This is a genomic window from Shimia sp. MIT1388, assembly GCF_047124445.1.
Classification (GTDB): domain Bacteria; phylum Pseudomonadota; class Alphaproteobacteria; order Rhodobacterales; family Rhodobacteraceae; genus Shimia.
In genome coordinates this window covers 515,286-534,618 of the sequence record NZ_CP138921.1, presented here as the reverse complement: position 1 = coordinate 534,618, position 19,333 = coordinate 515,286, and the positions used below count along the sequence as shown (strand labels likewise).

Annotated in this window: 15 protein-coding genes; 9 read left to right on the top strand and 6 right to left on the bottom strand. The window is 60.0% G+C overall.

The genetic code is table 11. The features are described from left to right. Window positions 1-254: 254 nt before the first annotated feature. Window positions 255-611, top strand: a complete 357-nt coding sequence (locus SIB92_RS02575) for a cupin domain-containing protein (RefSeq protein WP_412554348.1) — start codon at window positions 255-257, stop codon at window positions 609-611. Window positions 612-625: 14 nt separating this feature from the next. Continuing rightward, window positions 626-2,191 (top strand): 2-isopropylmalate synthase, encoded by a 1,566-nt coding sequence (locus SIB92_RS02570; protein ID WP_412554347.1) that lies wholly within the window; start codon window positions 626-628, stop codon window positions 2,189-2,191. 94 nt (window positions 2,192-2,285) lie between these two features. Here the strand turns inward: SIB92_RS02570 and SIB92_RS02565 are convergent, their stop codons facing one another. The 3 genes from SIB92_RS02565 to SIB92_RS02555 form a co-directional block, all read right to left on the bottom strand. Further along, window positions 2,286-3,728 (bottom strand): sulfatase-like hydrolase/transferase, encoded by a 1,443-nt coding sequence (locus SIB92_RS02565; RefSeq protein ID WP_412554346.1) that lies wholly within the window; start codon window positions 3,726-3,728, stop codon window positions 2,286-2,288. 156 nt (window positions 3,729-3,884) lie between these two features. Beyond that, the gene (gene cueR / locus SIB92_RS02560) at window positions 3,885-4,271 is read right to left on the bottom strand and encodes a Cu(I)-responsive transcriptional regulator (RefSeq protein ID WP_412554345.1); all 387 of its coding nucleotides are present in this window, start codon (window positions 4,269-4,271) and stop codon (window positions 3,885-3,887) included. Next, window positions 4,271-6,745, bottom strand: a complete 2,475-nt coding sequence (locus SIB92_RS02555) for a heavy metal translocating P-type ATPase (RefSeq protein WP_412554344.1) — start codon at window positions 6,743-6,745, stop codon at window positions 4,271-4,273. The genes cueR and SIB92_RS02555 overlap by 1 nt, the downstream gene beginning before the upstream one ends. 260 nt (window positions 6,746-7,005) lie before the next feature. Here SIB92_RS02555 and xylB point away from each other — a divergent pair, with 260 nt between their 5' ends. The 3 genes from xylB (at window position 7,006) to SIB92_RS02540 (ending at window position 11,165) form a co-directional block, all read left to right on the top strand. Continuing rightward, on the top strand, window positions 7,006-8,460 hold the full coding sequence (xylB, locus tag SIB92_RS02550) for a xylulokinase (RefSeq protein ID WP_412554343.1): 1,455 nt from the start codon (window positions 7,006-7,008) through the stop codon (window positions 8,458-8,460). Next, complete coding sequence (xylA, locus tag SIB92_RS02545; RefSeq protein WP_412554342.1) at window positions 8,457-9,761, top strand: xylose isomerase; 1,305 nt, start codon at window positions 8,457-8,459, stop codon at window positions 9,759-9,761. The genes xylB and xylA overlap by 4 nt, the downstream gene beginning before the upstream one ends. Before the next feature lie 93 nt (window positions 9,762-9,854). Then, window positions 9,855-11,165 (top strand): cytochrome-c peroxidase, encoded by a 1,311-nt coding sequence (locus SIB92_RS02540; RefSeq protein WP_412554341.1) that lies wholly within the window; start codon window positions 9,855-9,857, stop codon window positions 11,163-11,165. Window positions 11,166-11,181: 16 nt separating this feature from the next. On the opposite strand, the gene SIB92_RS02535 is transcribed toward SIB92_RS02540, so the two are convergent. Next, window positions 11,182-12,723 (bottom strand): CRTAC1 family protein, encoded by a 1,542-nt coding sequence (locus tag SIB92_RS02535; protein WP_412554340.1) that lies wholly within the window; start codon window positions 12,721-12,723, stop codon window positions 11,182-11,184. Then, window positions 12,713-13,906, bottom strand: coding sequence for an ROK family protein (locus SIB92_RS02530; protein WP_412554339.1), 1,194 nt, complete (start codon window positions 13,904-13,906; stop codon window positions 12,713-12,715). The genes SIB92_RS02535 and SIB92_RS02530 overlap by 11 nt, the downstream gene beginning before the upstream one ends. A gap of 209 nt (window positions 13,907-14,115) precedes the next feature. Between SIB92_RS02530 and xylF the strand changes: the two genes are divergently transcribed. The 4 genes from xylF to SIB92_RS02510 all read left to right on the top strand — a co-directional run bounded on the left by xylF (window position 14,116) and on the right by SIB92_RS02510 (window position 18,296). Beyond that, window positions 14,116-15,129, top strand: a complete 1,014-nt coding sequence (xylF, locus tag SIB92_RS02525) for a D-xylose ABC transporter substrate-binding protein (protein WP_412554338.1) — start codon at window positions 14,116-14,118, stop codon at window positions 15,127-15,129. A 146-nt stretch (window positions 15,130-15,275) separates the two neighbouring features. Next, a complete protein-coding gene (locus tag SIB92_RS02520; RefSeq protein WP_412554337.1) occupies window positions 15,276-16,541 on the top strand; it encodes a sugar ABC transporter permease in 1,266 nt (421 codons plus the stop codon). 11 nt (window positions 16,542-16,552) lie between these two features. After that, window positions 16,553-17,317 carry an ATP-binding cassette domain-containing protein gene (locus SIB92_RS02515; protein ID WP_294113569.1) on the top strand — a complete coding sequence of 255 codons (765 nt, stop codon included), beginning with the start codon at window positions 16,553-16,555 and terminating at the stop codon, window positions 17,315-17,317. A gap of 55 nt (window positions 17,318-17,372) precedes the next feature. Beyond that, window positions 17,373-18,296 (top strand): ROK family protein, encoded by a 924-nt coding sequence (locus tag SIB92_RS02510; protein ID WP_412554336.1) that lies wholly within the window; start codon window positions 17,373-17,375, stop codon window positions 18,294-18,296. On the opposite strand, the gene SIB92_RS02505 is transcribed toward SIB92_RS02510, so the two are convergent. Then, on the bottom strand, window positions 18,293-19,210 hold the full coding sequence (locus SIB92_RS02505; protein WP_412554335.1) for a LysR substrate-binding domain-containing protein: 918 nt from the start codon (window positions 19,208-19,210) through the stop codon (window positions 18,293-18,295). The genes SIB92_RS02510 and SIB92_RS02505 overlap by 4 nt on opposite strands. Between the last annotated feature and the right edge of the window lie 123 nt (window positions 19,211-19,333).

The window sequence follows — 19,333 nt, the reverse complement described above, 5'->3', positions numbered from 1 at the left end:
CCCTTCAGGCAAAAATCCAAAACTTTTGCCCTTTTCATTTACCAAACGGCATGTATAAATCTGCGCCATGACCACTAGAGCCCATATCGCAACAGACGCGCGCCTTCCGGCGCCCTTTGCGCGTGGCCTCGACCTACTCCTAGTCCGCCTCTGAGCGTGACACTGTTGGCGCGCGTGCTCAGAGGAGAATGTCTCGCGCCACATGTCTAACCGTCGCACGGCAAACGACACCCACAGGTAACTAGGAAAACACGATGCAAAAGATCAATCTCGCCGAAAAACTATCCATGTTCTCAAGCCATTGGGACCCACATGTGGTTGCCAACTACAATGGCAACGACGTCATGGTGGTGAAATTTCAGGGCGAGTACCCGCTGCACAAACATGACGACACCGATGACTTCTTTCTCGTGCTCGAAGGCGAGGTCACCATGGACTACGACAACGCCCCCTCCGTCACTTTCGGTGCGGGTGAGCTGTTGATCGTGCCCAAAGGCCAGGTCCACCGCCCCCGTGCCGAGAAAGAAGTGAAAGTGCTTCTGATCGAGCCCACCGGCGAACCCAATTCCGGAGACAGCAACCGCGCCCCGTCTCCCAAACCGCATATCTAAACTGGAACAAACCCATGTCCGACAACAAAGTCCTGATTTTTGACACCACCCTGCGCGACGGCGAGCAATCCCCCGGCGCCACCATGACCCATGACGAGAAGCTGGAAATTGCCGGCATGCTCGATGACATGGGCGTGGACATCATTGAGGCCGGTTTCCCGATCGCCTCCGAGGGCGACTTTGCCGCCGTCTCCGAGATCGCCAAGAACTCTGTGAACTCCCGCATCTGCGGCTTGGCGCGTGCAAATTTCGCCGACATCGACCGCTGCTGGGAGGCGGTGAAACACGCCAAGCAAAACCGCATCCACACCTTCATCGGCACCTCGCCGCTGCACCGCGCCATTCCGAACCTCACCCAGGACGAAATGGCCGACAAGATCCATCAAACCGTGACCCACGCGCGCAACCTCTGTGACAACGTGCAATGGTCGCCCATGGATGCCACCCGCACCGAGTGGGACTACCTCTGCCGCGTGATCGAGATCGCCATCAAGGCGGGCGCGACCACCATCAACATTCCCGACACCGTGGGCTACACCGCCCCGGCCGAAAGCGCTGACCTGATCAAACGCCTGATCGAAACGGTTCCGGGCGCGGACGAGGTGATCTTCGCCACCCACTGCCACAACGACCTGGGCATGGCGACCGCCAACTCCCTCGCCGCCGTCGCAGGCGGCGCGCGTCAGATCGAATGCACCATCAACGGTCTGGGCGAGCGCGCGGGTAACACGGCGCTTGAAGAAGTGGTGATGGCGCTGAAAACCCGCCACGACATCATGCCCTGGACCACCGGCATCGACACCACCAAGATCATGGCAATCTCCCGCCGTGTCTCCACTGTGTCGGGCTTTCTGGTGCAGCCCAACAAGGCCATCGTTGGCAAAAACGCCTTTGCCCATGAAAGCGGCATCCACCAGGACGGCATGCTGAAGAACCGCGAGAACTTCGAGATCATGCGCCCCGAAGACGTAGGCCTCTCCGGCACCTCGCTGCCTTTGGGCAAACACTCCGGCCGCGCCGCCCTGCGCGACAAGCTGGAACAGCTCGGCTTTGAAGTGGGTGACAACCAGCTCAAGGACATCTTTGTCCGCTTCAAGGAGCTGGCCGACCGCAAGAAAGAGGTGTTTGACGACGACGTGGTCGCACTCGTGCGCGCCGACAGCGGTGAAGACGAGGACGACCGCCTGCAGCTTGTCTCCATGAAAGTGGTCTGCGGCACCGGCGGCCCGGCGGAAAGCACCATTGAGATGGAAGTCGACGGCAAGGACATGTCGGCAACCGCCGAAGGCGACGGTCCGGTGGATGCCACCTTCAAAGCGATCCGCCAGATCCACCCCAACACCGCCCGCCTGCAGCTCTATCAGGTGAGCGCCGTGACCGAAGGCACCGACGCGCAGGCGACGGTTTCCGTGCGTCTGGAAGAAGACGGCGTGATCGCCACTGGCCAGTCCGCCAACACCGACACAGTTGTCGCCTCCGCCAAGGCTTACATCCACGCGCTCAACCGTCTTCTAGTGCGCCGTGACAAGGTGGGTGAAGGCGCGGACGCCAAAGAGGTGTCCTATAAGGATCTCGCTTAAATCAAGAGAAGGCTGTCCCTGATTGGGGCAGCCTTTCTTGCCTAGGAGCTAAAGCCGCTGAAACGATAGCAGCTGAGCGGACAAATCCGGTTGTTCACTCGTAGCCGCCGAAATCTTCACCGGGCTTGATATTTGGATATTCCACCATGCTGGCCGCTAGGTCGCTAAGAATGCGTGTGACAGGTGTCATAACCCAAGCGTGCGAAAACCCCTCATTCCCCCAAAGCTCAAACTGTTCCGCAGGGTCTTCTTTGATGTTGTACACCTGAGGGAATGTATGCTGCTTAATCTCCGAGAATGTGCTTTCTGTCGTGAAAAAATGCACCTTCAAATCACGCCATTTCACGGCGAAGACGTCATCACCAACGAATGTCACAACGTGTTCTCGGTTCGAGGTGGCTTGTTCGCCAAGAAAGAAAGCGCTTTGATCAATGCCGTCGATTGGTCGGTCCGAAGGAATTCGATCCGCCTCACCTACAAGGTTCGCAAGCGTTGGATACATGTCTAGAACTGAAACGATCTCGTTTGAAACCGCCCCCGCTGGAACCCGATCTGGCCATCGTATCATAGCGGGTGTCCGCAGGCCGCCTTCAAAACCTGTGCTTAGCCCGCCGCGCCAAGGTCCAGTTGATCCACCGACTTCTCCCGTCGCATATCCAACCCCTTGCGGTAGGGTGCCGGGTCCATTGTCCCCAGTCAGAATGACAACCGTATCTTTTGTTGCGCCTGAGGCATCTAGAGCATCGAGGATCCGCCCAATATTGTGGTCAACCTCGTGTTTGATGTCCGAGTAAATACCGGCGTCAGAAACATCTTCAAATTCGGGATGAATGACCCAAGGCGGGTGGAATTGCGTGAAGCCAACATAAAGGAAAAAGGGCTTCTCGTCACCGACGCGGTGTTCGATATAGCTGACCGCCCGGTCCGTGATGTTACGGTCAAAGGTTGTCTTTCCAGAAACGTCATAAAGGTCAGTTTCATACGACGGCGCGCCCTTCCTTCCCTCCCAGAAGTGCGGAACCGTCGCGACTTCCGGATCAAACTCCGGCGTAGCTGTGTACGCCGCAGCGTTGGAACCTTCGTTTATGCCCCACCACTCATCATATCCTTGATCTGTGGGATGACGTCCGACTTGTGCGCCGATGTGCCATTTACCGAACAGAGCGGTTCGGTAGCCAGCATCGGAAAGGAGTTCGGCAATGGTGTATTCCCAAGGCGCGAGGCCATCGGGTTCACCGGGCGCGGCCACCTTCTGGGTGCCGCTGCGGATAGGAAGACGCCCGGTATGTATGGCCGAACGCGTCGGAGTGCATTGGTTTTCAATATTGAAATTGAGAAATCGCATCCCTTCAGCGGCAAACGCATCAATCTCAGGCGTTGGAACCGTGCTTCCTTGCAAACCAATGTCACCCCAACCCCAGTTATCAACCAAAAGGTAAACGATGTTTGGGCGATCAGTTTCTGCGTGGGAAGCGCTTGAAAAAGCTAGGAGTGCCGTTGCAACAAGCGCGGGTATGTTCTCGATCCTGTATCTCATAATCCGAGGCCCAATCAGTTAAATGCTTACACATACACTACGTGTGTTTCTGTTTTAGACAACCTGGTGAAATTGAACAAAAGAAATAGAAAACAACGACCGCATGGGTTCTAGTTTATCCCTTCAAAGCTCGCCCTCGTCGCCTCACTCCCACATCTAAACCCGCCCCAGATCCTCCAAGATCGGACAGTCCGGCCGCCCGTCGCCCGCGCAATTGGCCACCAGATGGCTCAACGTCCCGCGCATGGCCTGCAAATCCGCAATCTTGCGGTCTATCTCGCTCAGGTTTTTCTGCGCCACACGTTTTACATCAGCGCTGGCTCGCCCCTGATCCTCGTACAACGCCAGCAACGTCCGGCAATCCTCAATCGAAAACCCAAGCCCTCGCGCCCGGCCCAGAAACACCAGCTTGTGCTGATCCTTCTCGCTGAAGCTACGATAGCCATTGTCGCCCCGTGCCGGGGTCACAAAACCGATGTCTTCATAGTACCGAATGGTCTTCGCCGGCAGGCCGGTGTTCTTGGACACTTCCCCGATATTCATCACACACCTTCTTTCTTGCTGGCCAAAAAGGCTGGCTGGATGCGCCTCAACCGCAGCGCGTTTGACAGGACAAACACGCTGGAAAGCGCCATCGCCCCGGCTCCCAACATCGGCGACAGGGCTGGCCCGCCAAAGGGCACCAGAAGGCCCGCCGCCACCGGAATAAGCGCCACGTTGTAGCCAAACGCCCAGAACAGGTTCTCTTTGATATTACGCATCACCCGGCGGCTCAGGTCAAATCCGGTCACCACGCCGCCCACGTCGCCCGCCATCAGCACCACATCCGCCGCCTCAATCGCCACGTCGGTGCCGGTGCCAATGGCAATGCCCACATCCGCCGCCGCCAAGGCAGGTGCGTCGTTGATGCCGTCACCCACAAAGGCCACCTTGCCCACCGTGTCGCGCAACTGCTCCAGTGCCGCGACCTTACCGTCTGGTAAGACCTCTGCGACCACATGGTCCACGCCCAATTCCCGCGCCAAAGCCCGTGCGGTGCGCTCTGTGTCGCCCGAGATCATCGCCACGGTCTTGCCCATGCCATGCAAGGCTTTGATCGCCGCTGCCGAGGTCGGTTTCACCGCATCCGCCACCGCAATCACCGCCGCCAGATTGCTGTCCACCGCCACATAGATTGGCGTCTTGCCTGCCTCGGCAAGCGCCTGCGCACGCGTCTCAAGATCACCCAACGGCACCTCCAGTACCGTCATCAACCGCGCCGCGCCGACGGCCACCTGAGCGCCCTCCACAGTACCGATCAGCCCGTGCCCAACCCGCACTTCAAGCTCCGAACAGGTCGCAACCTCCAGACCGCGCGCCGCCGCTTCAGCCACCATCGCCCGCGCCAAAGGATGCTCGGACTGCGCCTCAACCGACGCCACCTGCGCCAACACCTTGTCTTCGTCAAAGCCGTCAGCCAGAACCACGTCGGTCACCGACGGCGCCCCTTGGGTCAGCGTGCCGGTCTTATCAAACGCCACCACGTCGCAATCCTGCAACCCCTGCAGCGCGTCGCCTTTGCGGAACAACACGCCCAGCTGTGCGGCCCGTCCGGTACCCACCATAATCGACGTCGGCGTGGCCAATCCCATGGCACAGGGGCACGCGATAATGAGCACCGCCACCGCTGCCACCAACGCATAGCCCAACCGAGGCTCCGGCCCGACCAGCATCCAGACCACAAATGTTACCGCGGCAATGGCCATCACCACCGGCACAAACACCGCCGTAATCCGATCCACCAAGTTCTGGATCGGCAGCTTTGCCCCCTGCGCCTGACGTACCATGTCGATGATCTGCGCCAACATCGTGTCGCGCCCCACCTGCTCCGCCTCATAGCGCAGCACACCGGCGCCATTCACCGAGCCCGCGATCATCGCATCGCCTGCGGTTTTCTCCACCGGCACCGGCTCACCCGAGATCATTGCCTCATCCACAAAAGACGTGCCATCAAGCACACGCCCATCCACAGCCACACGCTCCCCGGGCCGCAGATGCAACACGTCGCCCACTGCGACCTCTTCAATCGCCAACTCAGCTACCTTGCCCTTGCGCTCCACTTGCGCTACGCGCGGCTGCAGACCAACAAGCTCGGCAATCGCCGCCCCAGTGCGCCCCTTGGCGCGCGCCTCCATCCAGCGCCCCGCCAGGATCAGCACCACAATCACCGCCGCCGCCTCGAAATACACATTGGCGGTGCCTGCCGGCAGCAGCCCCGGCGCAAAGGTCGACGCCACGGAGAAGAGATAGGCCGCCCCCGTACCCAAGGCGACCAGCGAGTTCATCTCCGGCGCGCCTTTCAAAAGCGCCGGAATGCCTTTCGCGTAGAACTCCCGCCCTGGCCCGACCAGCAGGATCGAGGTCAGCACAAACTGGAACAGATAGCTGTTCTGCATCCCCACATTGGCCATCAGCCAATGATGAAACGCGGGCACCATATGCCCGCCCATCTCGATGCAAAACACCGGAAACGCCAAAACCGCCGCCAGCAGCACCCGCCGCTTGGCCGCCTTGGCCTCTTCCTCTTTCCGATCTGCGATGTCTTCTGGCACGCCCTCTTCCGGCACCCGCGCCGGATAGCCCGCCCGCGTGCTTAGCGCGGCGATCTGATTGGCCGTGATCGCGCCTTCCAAATAGCGCACCGTCGCGCTCTCGCTGGCAAAGTTGATCTCTGCCGACAGCACGCCCTCACCCGCCGCCATCGCCGCCTCCGCACGGCGCACACAGCCTGCGCAGGTCATCCCGCCAACATCCAGCGTCACCGTGGCCTCCCGCGCCGGATAGCCCGCCGACTTCAGCGCCGCGATCACACCATCACGCGCGGTGTCATCCTCAAACGCCACCCGCGCCGAAGTGTCCGCCAGGATCACACTTGCGTCCTGCACCCCTTCCACGGCGGCCATCGCCTTCTGCGCGCGGTTCACACAGCCTGCACAGCTCAGCCCGTCCAACTGGAAATTCAACACATGCGCCGTCATCGACTCGCCTCTTTATCGTCTTTTGGTCTTAGCACCTCACATAAGGGTTCCAGTCACGGGAAGGTCAAGCGTGCTCTCAAAAATTTCCGCGACACTCAGCCAAAACCTGCAACACATTGAATTTAAGTCATACTTCGGAGCAGACGCCACCAATGCCGGACGCCCTACGTCAAAAAAACCGTCTCATAGACAATTTCTAGTTTGATCCTCAAATTAATTTGAGGCACAAATTAAGTAAGGAGACCTGAGGAGGAGCCCCCATGTTTGTGGGATTAGATCTGGGCACGTCTGGTGTACGTGCCCTGCTGATTGACGCGTCCCAACGCGTGATCGGCGCAAAAGAAGCCGCTGTGGACACCGCGCGCCCGCATTCTGGATGGAGCGAACAGCTGCAATCGGACTGGATCACCGCCACCAAAGCGGTCTTTGCCGAACTAAAAGCCGACCACGCTGCCGAAGTCGCTGCCATCAAAGGCATCGGCGTGTCCGGTCACATGCACGGCGCCAACCTGCTAGACAAGAACGGCACGCCCCTGCGCCCTTGCATGATGTGGAACGACACCCGCTCCGCCGCACAAGCCGCCGAACTCGACGCCACCGATCAGGTCCGGGACCTCTCCGGCAACATCGTCTTCCCCGGCTTCACCGCCCCCAAAGTGGCCTGGGTCGCCGAAAACGAACCCGAGACTTTTGCCAAAACCGCCAAAGTCCTGCTGCCCAAAGACTTCCTGAACTTCTGGCTCACCGGCGTCTACGCCTCTGACATGTCCGATTCCGCCGGCACTAGCTGGCTTGACGTCGGCGCGCGCGACTGGTCCGATACCCTGCTCACCGCCGCCGGCATGCGCCGCGACCAGATGCCCGACCTGTATGAGGGCTCGGACGCCATCGGCTCCGTGCGCGACGACATCGCCGACGAGCTGGGCCTGCCCAAAGGTGTGATTGTAGCCGCAGGTGCCAGTGACAACGCCGCTGCCGCTTGTGGCATCGGCGCCTTAAACGAAGGTGACGGCTTCGTGTCCTTGGGCACCTCCGGTGTCCTGCTTACCGGGCGTGACGCCTACGCCCCGAAACCAGAAAGCGCCGTGCACACCTTCTGCCACGCCGTTCCCAACCGCTGGTACCAGATGGGCGTGATCCTTGCCGCCACCGACAGCCTCAACTGGCTCTCTCGCAACCTGCAAGACACCCCGGCCAATCTGACCAACCTCTTGAGCGAAAGTATATCCGGTCCCGGCACGATGCGCTTCCTGCCCTATCTCTCCGGCGAGCGCACCCCGCACAACGACGCCACCATGCGCGGTGCCTTCCTGAACATCGACATCGACGCAGGCCATGCCGCCCTCACACAAGCGGTGCTCGAAGGCGTGAGCTTCGCCCTGCGCGACAACCTCGAAGCTCTGAAATCCACCGGCGCCAATCTGCAAAGCTTGATCGCCATCGGCGGCGGCAGCCAGTCGCCCTATTGGGTCGAGCTCATCGCCACGCTGCTGAACCTGCCGATCTCCCTGCCCAAAGCCGGAGAATTTGGCGCAGCCCTCGGCGCGGCCCGATTGGCCATCTGCGCCGCCACCGACGCCGATCCCGAGGCCGTCATGACCCGGCCCGAGATCGCCACAACCGTTTCCCCCCGCAGTGATCTGCGCGACGCATACGAAGAGGCCTACGCCCACTTCGTCACCCTGTACCCCGGCATAAAGGCCCTGACACAATGACCGACTTTTTCAAAAACATCGCCCCCGCCCAATATGAAGGGCCGGACAGCACCAACCCGATGGCCTTCCACCACTACAACCCCGATGAGGTTGTCATGGGCAAACGTATGGAAGACCACCTGCGCTTCGCCGTCGCCTACTGGCACAGCTTTGCCTGGGAAGGCGGCGACCCATTTGGCGGCCAAACCTTTGAGCGCCCGTGGCACCCGCAAACCCGCATGGACATGGCCAAAGTCAAAGCCGACGCTGCCTTTGAAATGTTTGACATCCTGCAACAACCTTACTTCTGCTGGCACGATGCCGACGTGCGCCCTGAAGGTGACAGCTTTGCCGAAAGCCTGAAGAACTTCGAAGAGATCATTGATTACTTTGAAGAAAAAATGAGCACACGCTCCGTGAAATTGCTCTGGGGTACCGCCAATATGTTCAGCCACCGCCGCTGGATGGGTGGCGCGTCGACCAACCCGGACCCAGACGTGTTCGCCTATTCCGCCGCCACCGTGAAAACCTGCATGGACGCCACCAAACGTTTGGGCGGCGAAAACTATGTTCTCTGGGGCGGTCGCGAAGGCTACGAGACCCTGCTCAACACCGACATGGGCCGCGAACTCGACAACATGGGCCGCTTCCTCAACATGGTGGTGGATTACAAACACAAGATTGGCTTTGAAGGCACCATCCTTGTGGAGCCAAAACCGCAGGAGCCCTCCAAGCACCAATACGACTTTGACGCCGCCACCTGCTACGGCTTCCTGAAAAAATACGGTCTGGAAAACGAGGTCAAACTCAACCTCGAACAGGGCCACGCCATCCTCGCCGGTCACAGCTTTGAGCATGAGATTGCAACCGCAGCCGCCCTTGGCGTGCTCGGCTCTATCGACATGAACCGCAACGACTATCAATCCGGCTGGGACACCGACCAGTTCCCGAACTCCGTGCCCGAAGTTGCGCTGGCCTACTACCACATCCTCAAAGACGGCGGCCTGAAAACCGGCGGCACCAACTTTGACGCCAAACTGCGCCGTCAGTCCTTGGACGCAGAAGACCTGATCGCAGGCCACATTGGCGCGATGGACGTCTGCGCCCGTGGCCTAAAAGCCGCGGCTGCGATGATCGAAGATGGTGGCCTCGAGGATGCGCTGGCCGCGCGCTACGCCGGTTGGGACACCGACGCAGCCAAGGCCATGCTGGCCGGGGATCTCGACGGCACTTTTGAGGACGTCATGAGCGGCAAGATCAACCCAGCGCCAAAATCCGGCCGTCAGGAGATATTGGAAAACTACGTGAACCGCTTTGTGTAATATCTTGTTTCAAAACCGTTATTGAGCCAAGATATACCGGCCCTTCGCGCATATTCTCCTGCGCGGAGGGCTTTTCTAAATGAAAGACCCGCCATGCGCCCTTTGATGCTCACAGCCGCTTTCCTGCCCGCTCTCGCCAGCGCCTCGCCGCTGCCAAAGGCGGACGCCACCTTTCCGGAGCAGGACGTGACGGAGGTCGAGCTGGGCTGGCAATTGTTCTACGATCCCATCCTGTCGGGCAACCGCTCCGTTGCCTGCGCCACCTGCCACCACCCCGATCTGGGCACGTCCGATGGCGTGTCCCTCGGACTAGGTGACGGCGCCACCGGACTTGGCCTGGAACGCAAGATCGACGCCAACAACCCGCCCGAAAAACGCATCCCCCGCAACGCCCCCGCCTTGTGGAACCTTGGCGCCACCGAATTCACCGTCTTCTTCCACGATGGCCGCTTAGAGGACGACCCGAGCCGCCCCTCCGGCATCCGCACCCCGTTGGGCAGCGAAATGGAAATGGGCTTTGACAACGCGCTTGCAGCCCAAGCCATGTTCCCGGTTTTGTCAGGCGATGAAATGGCCGGGCATTACTCCGAAAATGACGTGAGCCAAGCCGTACGCCTCGGCCAACTCACAGGCCCCGGCGGCGCCTGGGACATCCTTGCCAAGCGTGTCGAGGCGATCCCCGCCTACCGCACCGCCTTTGATGATGTCATTGGCACAGACGAACCGATCAAGTTCCACCACATCGCCAACGCGCTGGCCGCTTTCATCGCTTTTGAATGGCGCGCGGACGCCTCGGCCTTTGACGCCTACCTGCGCGACGGCACGCCGCTCACCGCTGATGCCGCCGCTGGCCTGGATCTTTTCTACGGCAAAGCCCAATGCGGCACCTGCCATGCGGGCCAATTCCAAACCGACCACGGCTTCCACGCAATCGCACTCCCGCAGATCGGCCCGGGCAAAGCGGCTCCGTTTGAAAACCACAACCGCGACGTCGGCCGTGGGCGCGTCACCGGCCAAGAGGAAGACTTCTACCGCTTCCGCACGCCTAGCTTGCGCAACATCACGCAAACCGCGCCTTATGGCCATAACGGGGCCTACACGTCCCTAGAAGCCATGGTCAAGCATCACCTCGATCCGGTGGCCTCACTCAAAGCCTACGCAGAGGCCCACACCACCTACTCAGACGGGAAATTTAATACAGATTTCAAGCTGATGCAGGATGACCCTGAAGTGATCGAAATCGCCGCCTCCAACGAACTTTCCCCGATTGATCTCACCGATCAGGAGGTCACGGAAATCCTCGCCTTCCTCGAAAGCCTCACAGATTACGACGCCATCCAAGGCCGCCTTGGCGTGCCAGAGTCCGTGCCCTCCGGCCTGCCCATGGATCAGCTTTCCAACTGACCCACGCGGGCTTTGCTCAGTACGCGGACAGCACCGTCACGGGTCCTTCGGACCACACCCGCCAACTGCCATTCACCGGCACTTCGATCCAATCGCCCTGCGTGCCATCTGGCCAGCGCACACGCACTTCAACAGTCTCCGTATCGCCCAGCCCAAAATGCTGTGGCCCGGACACGCCTCCAGCGTGACCACCACCCACAGTGATCTCCCGCAGATGCACATGGTCGCCCACTTTCACCTCAATGAAGGCCCCCACGGCTTGGCTGTTAGCCTCTTTCCCCATCAAGGTCAGCGCTACCCAGTTGCCCGTCGCCTCAGAGACGTTTTGATAGACCTCCAGCGGCGCCCGTCGGTTCATCACCGCCAAATCCAGCAGCCCATCGTGGTTCATATCCACCAGCGCCGCCCCTCGGCTGCGCGCCAAAGTGGCAATCCCAGCCTTGTCGCCTTGCTCCGCAAAGGTGCCATCCGCTTGCTGCATCAGCAGGTTGTTGGGGTCTTCCATCGCCGCGCCGGGCATCTGTTGTACATTGCCCTTGGCAATGAACACATCGTCCAGCCCGTCATTATCCACGTCGCCAAAACTGATGTGCCAGCCGGTTGAGGGCCGCCCGTCGCCCCCGGTGTAGGGCCGATGCGCCGAGGTGCCCATTTCATACGGCACATCCTCAAACGTCGGCGCCTCCACGCTCACACGTTTCATCAACCGTTGATCGCCCATCGACGACAAAAACACCTCGGTCTTGCCGTCAAAATCCAGATCCCGCTCCGCAATGCCCATGCCCCACAACATATGTGTGGCCCAGCCATCGGCCTCACCATAAAGCCGTGGCGTGTCCTCCATCGCCCAAAGCTGCTCAGCTCCGCCTTTCACATAGTAATGCCGGTCATTGCTCATCCGCAGATCCGCACGACCCAGGCGGCCCCAGTCGGAAAACAGGATCGACAGCGGACAAAACCCCGGCGTCAACGTGGAGTTCGCATAACCGTCGCCCTCAGCCCTGAACAAATCATTGTCGTCACAGGCCTCAAACGGCCCATTGGGATCGTCACGATCCACGTAATTGCCAAACGCCAATGTCGGCAGCGCGTCCTGCCGTTCCCAGGTGGCCGCAAACGCCGTGGTCCAGGCATCGCCGCCCTCAAACCCCGGCACGTCCATCGGTTCAAAACTGCACTCCGGCCCGCCTTTAAGAAGGCTGTTCTCGCCCACCCGCAACACGACAAGGTCAAGCCAGCCGTCGCCATCCACATCAAGTGGATAAAACCCAGTGGTTCCCGGCATCATCAAGGCATCGGGCGTGTCTTCCTCAAAGGTCACCACTCCGCCATGGGCGCTCCGGTTGCGCAGCAACATCGGTGGGTTCTCGCCCCCCGCAGCCACCAACTCCGGTAAGCCGTCGCCGCTGCAATCAAATGCCGCCACGCCTCCACCGACGTAGAACTCCCATCCGCCGTCGTAGACATGCTCCGCCACATCAACAGGCGCAAACCGCACCTCGGCCTGCGCAGCCCCCGCCGCAACCAGTGCCAGCGCACTGACGCCTTTAAGCCACATTCTCTGCCATCTCCAAAAGCGCATTTTCCGAGACATTCTCAAGCGCATAAGCCGCTGCCCCACGGGCCCACATCAGGTTGCCCCATTTGTGCACCACCACCTCCGGCGGCGCCTTATCCACCTGCACAATCAACTTGCGCATGCCTTCAATCACTTCTTCTGCATAAAGATGGCTGGATTGCATCTGCTCGCCCGCCAGAATGATCAGCTCCGGATCAAAGATGTTCACGATATTGGCCAGGCCCATGGCAAACATGCGCCCCGCGCGACTCACAATCGAGGCCGCCATCTCGTCGCCTTCCTTCGCCGCCCGCAAGATGTCTTCCACCTGCCGCTCCGCCGCCTCACCGCTGGCCATCATCGCCTCACGGGTCAACGCATAATCCGCCGCATAGGCCTCCAGACACCCGCGCTGTCCACAACGGCACAACGCCCCTTCCAGCTGCACCTTGGTGTGGCCAAATTCTGCGCCACAGCCCCGCGTACCACGGTAAATCTCGTTGTTGATCACGATGCCCATGCCAACACCGCTTTCGATGGTCACCACAATGAAGTCATTGTGCCCCACCCCCAGGCCAAAACTCTTTTCTGCCATGGCGACGAGGTTGGCATCGTTGTCGATAAACACAGGAATCCCCAGCCCGCGCCCAAGAATCTCGCCCAACATCACATTGCGGCTGTCCAAAGACGGCGACCAATGCACAAAGCCGCGCGGTGCATCCACAATACCCGCAATCCCAAGCCCAAAACCGGCAATATCGGTCCGGGACAGGCCAATTTTGCGGGCCAGCACCTCCAGAAGATCCGCCAGAACCGCCGTCATGTCCTCCGCAGGCAAAACGCTCTCTTCCAGCTCTGCCTCATGTCCGGCCAACTGCGTGCCCTCAAAGTCGAGCAGCACCAAAGAGATGGTCTTGTGAGAGATTTTTGCCCCCGCGATCAGCCGCGCCGCGCCGCGAATCTTAAGATCCACCTTTGGGCGTCCACGCTTCGAATCTTTCTCGCCCAGGTCGCTAGAGACCTCCTCGATCAACCCTTCCCGCAGCAGCTCTGCGGTGATGGTTGTCACGGTTGCGCGGCTGATTCCGGTCAGTTCACTTAAGTCAATGCGTGGGACACGCTGCTGCCTGCGAATTTCCCCCAGCAGCTTACGCCGCCCAATTTCTCTTTGATTCACAGACATATACTAGCTCCTTCTTCACCGAGAATAGTCCGCAACCAAAACACAAGCTGCCCTTACCCGGCGTCAAAACCATGCCGATGTTTGTCGGATCAATGCAAGGTTAGCTTATTTAATTTGATTTACAAATTTATTGCGCTACCATTGGTCACACCCGGTCAAAGCCGACTCACTTCGGCCCCACCACCGGGAAGAACAATTGGGAGGACACCATGAAACTTTTTGCATCCGCGACGGCCATCATCGCCGGCGCCCTCATGAGCACCGCAGCCTGGGCTGACGATCTGGTCATCGGCGTGAGCTGGTCCAACTTCCAGGAAGAGCGCTGGAAAACCGACGAAGCCGCCATCAAAGGCGCGCTGGACGCCGCTGGCGCCAAATACATCTCCGCTGACGCGCAGAGCTCCTCTGCCAAGCAGCTGAGCGACATCGAAAGCCTGATCGCACAAGGCGCCGACGCGCTGATCATTCTGGCGCAAGACGCCTCTGCAGTTGGTCCTGCTGTGCAGGCCGCGGCCGACGAAGAGATCCCTGTGATCGCCTATGACCGTCTGATCGAAGACGCGCGCGCCTTCTACCTGACCTTTGACAACGTCGAAGTGGGCCGCATGCAGGCCCGTGCGGTTCTGGAAGCCATGCCAAAAGGCAACTACGTGATGATCAAAGGCTCCCCCACCGATCCAAACGCAGACTTCCTGCGCGGTGGTCAGCAGGAAATCATTCAGGCGGCAATCGACTCCGGTGACATCAAAATTGTTGGCGAAGCTTACACAGATGGCTGGGTGCCAGCCAACGCCCAGCGCAACATGGAGCAGATCCTGACCGCGGCTGACAACAAAGTTGACGCCGTAATCGCCTCCAACGACGGCACCGCTGGCGGTGTTGTGGCTGCGCTTACCGCTCAGGGCATGGAAGGCATTCCAGTCTCCGGTCAAGACGGTGACCACGCCGCGCTGAACCGCGTTGCCATGGGCACGCAGACAGTATCCGTCTGGAAAGACGCCCGCGCTCTGGGCAACGCAGCTGGTGAAATCGCCGTGTCACTTGCCAAAGGCATGGACGTAGACGGCGCCGCTGAGTGGACCTCGCCAGCAGGCACCACGCTGAACTCCATGTTCCTCGCCCCCGTGCCAGTAACAGCTGACAACCTGAACGTTGTTCTGGACGCAGGCTGGATCGAGAAAGACGTGCTCTGCGCCGGCTCTTCCAACGCAGCGTGCAACTAACCTGAACCCTGCCCCTCCGCCCTACGGCGCGGGGGGGCACTTAATTTCCCCACTCCCTGAGATTTAGAGCCCTTTGACTGATGCGGAACCTGCCGCGCAGACTGGGGAAGATGTCTCAAGCATCGCGAGCCAAAAAGGAACGCACAATGCAAAACCAAGCTAAGAACCTGATCAACAAGCTGGGGCTGGATCCCCGCCTGCTTGGAATGATCGGCGCGCTTGTTGTGATATGGATCGTCTTTGGCATCTTCACAGATGGCCGCTTCCTATCACCACGAAACTTCTTCAACGTCTCGGTGCAAACCGCCTCCGTTGCCGTCATGGCCACCGGCATGGTGTTTGTCATCGTCACCCGCCACATCGACCTGTCCGTCGGCTCGATGCTCGGCTTTATCGGCATGGCCACCGCCGCGCTGCAGGTGCAGTTCCTGCCGGACGTGGTTGGTCTCGGCCACTGGTCGATCTGGATCATCGCGGTGATCTTCGCCATCACCATGGGCGCCGTACTCGGCGCCTTCCAGGGCTGGATCATCGGCTACTTGACCGTGCCTGCCTTTATCGTCACGCTCGGTGGCTTCCTTGTTTATCGCGGCGCCATGTGGTGGGTCACCAAAGGCCAGACCCAAGCCCCGCTCGACCCAACCTTCCGCCTGCTTGGTGGCGGCGCTGAAGGCACTCTGGGCGAAACCATGAGCTGGATTTTTGGCATCGTTGCCGCGCTAGTGGCTGTGGGCTTCATGCTACTCAGCCGCCGCAACAAAGCCTCCCACGGCTTTGCCGTAAAACCTGCCTGGGCCGAAGGCATCCTCATGGCGATCGCGGCTGGCGGCATCCTGCTGTTTGTATCGATCATGAACAGCTACCCGATCCCCAAAGGCGCGATGAAACGCATGACCGCTGCCCAAGGCATCGAATACACCGACGGCATGGTTTGGAACCACGGCGTTGCCATTCCTGTGGTGATCCTGCTGGCCGTGGCGATTGTCATGACCATCATCGCCCGCCGCACCCGCTTTGGCCGCTACATCTATGCCACCGGCGGCAACCCTGAAGCAGCCGAACTGTCGGGCATCAACACCCGCCTTCTGACCGTGAAAATCTTTGCGCTGATGGGGGCTCTGACCGGCATCGCCTCGATCATCGCCTCCGCGCGTCTGAACGCTGTTGACGTGGGCCTTGGCACGCTGGACGAGCTGCGCGTGATCGCAGCCGCCGTGATTGGCGGCACGGCCCTCTCTGGCGGCGCAGGCACCATCTATGGCGCTGTGATTGGCGCGTTGATCATGCAGTCCCTGCAATCCGGCATGGCCTCTGTGGGCGTCGACGCCCCGCTGCAAAACATCGTTGTGGGCGTGGTTCTGGTCTTCGCGGTCTGGGTCGACATCGTCTACCGCCGCCGCACTGGCGCATAAGGAGAAACATCATGGACAAGCAAACCCCTCTCGTGGAAATGCGCGACATCCACATCTCCTTTGGTGGGATCAAAGCGGTGGACCACGTCTCCGTCGATCTCATGCCGGGCGAAGTGGTGGGCCTTCTGGGCCACAATGGCGCGGGCAAATCCACCCTGATCAAAATCCTCTCCGGCGCCTATCAGGGTGACGGTGGCGAGATCTACATCAACGGCGAAAAAGCAGAGATCCACAATCCCCGCGACGCCCGCAAATACAACATCGAGACCATCTACCAGACGCTTGCGCTGGCCGATAACCTCGATGCGGCGTCCAACCTCTTCCTGGGGCGCGAACTCACCACGCCGCTGGGCACCGTGAATGACGACGCCATGGAGGCCGAAACCCGCAAGATCATGGGCAAACTCAACCCGAACTTCAAAAAGTTCGCCGAGCCGGTCTCTGCGCTTTCGGGTGGTCAGCGTCAGTCCGTGGCCATCGCCCGCGCCGTATATTTCGACGCCAAAATCCTGATCATGGACGAACCCACCGCCGCCCTTGGCCCGCATGAAACCCAAATGGTGTCCGAGCTGATCCAACAGCTTAAGGCCCAGGGCATCGGCATCTTCCTGATCAGTCATGACATCCATGACGTCATGGAACTCTGCGATCGCGCCTCGGTGATGAAGAACGGCCAACTGGTTGGCACGGTGAATGTCGATGACGTCACCGACGACGATTTGCTGGGCATGATCATCCTCGGCAAAAAGCCCGAAGGCGTGCCTGTTCAAACCTGAATTAATTCGCTAGACGAACCAACGAATTGACTCAGAAGAAGAAAGTAGCGGTACTATGACGTTCCTGGTTGGAGACATTGGTGGCACAAACACACGCTTGGCATTGGCGGACGCCAACGGCGTGCAGATTGATAGCGTGATGCGCGCCTCCAATGATGACTACGACAGCTTTGACGCCGTGCTTGCTGCTTATCTTGAAAAAACCACCCCCGGCGACCTCGCCGGGGTGTGCATCGCTATCGCCGGTCCCGTGCATTCCGGCGAAGGCGAACTCACCAACCGCGACTGGTTCCTCAGCGTGGAAAATCTGCGCGACCAAACCGGCGCGCCCCATGCGGAACTGATCAACGATCTCTCCGCTCTGGGGTACGCGCTGGCGCGGATTTCCACCGATCCGGTCTGCGGCACAAAACACGAGCCGACAAATGGCCAGGCGCTGGTGGCTGGTATGGGCACCGGCTTCAACGTCAGCCCCACCCGCCGCAACGCCCGTGGCGGCCTGACCGCCATGGAGGCCGAACTTGGCCACGCCGAACTGCCCTACTCCGTTGGCAAACTGCTGCGCGACGAATTGGGCGACGGCGCTGACGTCTTTGTCACCTATGAGGACTGCTTCTGCGGCCGCGGTCTGGAACGCCTACATCAGGTGGTCAGCGGTCAGCGCAAGGGCGGCAAAGACATTGTCGACGGCTTTGCCAACGGCTGCACAGACGCCACCCGCACGGTGCGCCTTTTTGCCCGCGCCTTGGGCCGCCTGACGCAAGCCATGATCCTGCAATACATGCCGCGCGACGGCGTGGCCTTTGCCGGTTCCGCCTCCCGCGGCGTTCTGACCTCCGCAGCCCTATCCGACTTCATGGAAGAGCTCACCCGCGACGCCCATGGCATCGTGGACCCTCAGACCTTCCCGATCAGCCTGATCACCGACGATGCCGCCGCGCTCGAAGGCTGCCTGCAGTATCTGGAGCAGACCTCCTAAGCCGCCGCCGGGTTCACCTCGTAAGCCTTCAACGCCTGCCAAAACGCCTCCTGCGCCTCGGTCACATCTTCGGTCTTGCGCACCGCACAGATATTCCATGTGATCGGCGCGCGGGTGAGCACTTCCTTAAGCCGCCCCAGCGCGCGCATCTCTTCAAAAGTCTCGGCCACCGCGCCAACAACAAACCCGTCCTCCGCCGCCAAATGCGCCAGGAAGTGGTAATCATCGCTCTCCACCTGCGGCAGGGCTTTCACAATCGCTTCCGCCTCGGCGTCCCCGCCCAGCGCCTTGATCAAGGTTGCCCGCCAGTGCTTGTGCAAATGTGGCGACGCAAACGGATAAGAAAACACCTGTTTAAGCGTCACCACGCCCTGCGCATGGATGGGATGCTCGGGCCGCGCCACAAACATCACCGGACGTTTGGCAATCATCATGATCTCTACATTGTCCGCTTCCGGCGTATGGGTCAGATCGCCAATGAACATGTCGATCTCCCCCGCCTGCATCCGCTCCAGCGGCGCAATCCGCGCGCTCACATCCAGTTGGAACCGTAAATTCGGATGCGCCTTCATCACCTCCCGCAGCACCGGCTGGATCAACGCCCGCGGCACCAACGGCCCGCAACCAACCCGCAGCTGCCGCCCCTCGCCAGAGCGCAACAACTCCAGCTGGCGTGAAAACAACCCCAAATCCTGCTCCAGCTTACGCGCCAGCGGCAAAAACTCCTGACCTGCACGGGTCAATCGGCAGTTGTTGCGACCACGGTGAAACAACACCATTCCCGCCTGTTCTTCCGCTTGCTGAATGTAACGCGTCAGGGACGCATTGGAGACCCCCATCCGTCGTGCAGCCTCCTGAAAACTATTGGTTTCTGCCAAATGGAAAAACGCTTCCAGCGACGTTTCGGTGAGCATGCCCGGCCTCAATTTCAATTCTTGGACATAAACTTTCAAAACCTGAAACGATTGTAAACCTCCGTTGCCACATCTGCGCACACAACCTTACTTTGCAGCAGGTAACCGTACCTGTTTGAAAAC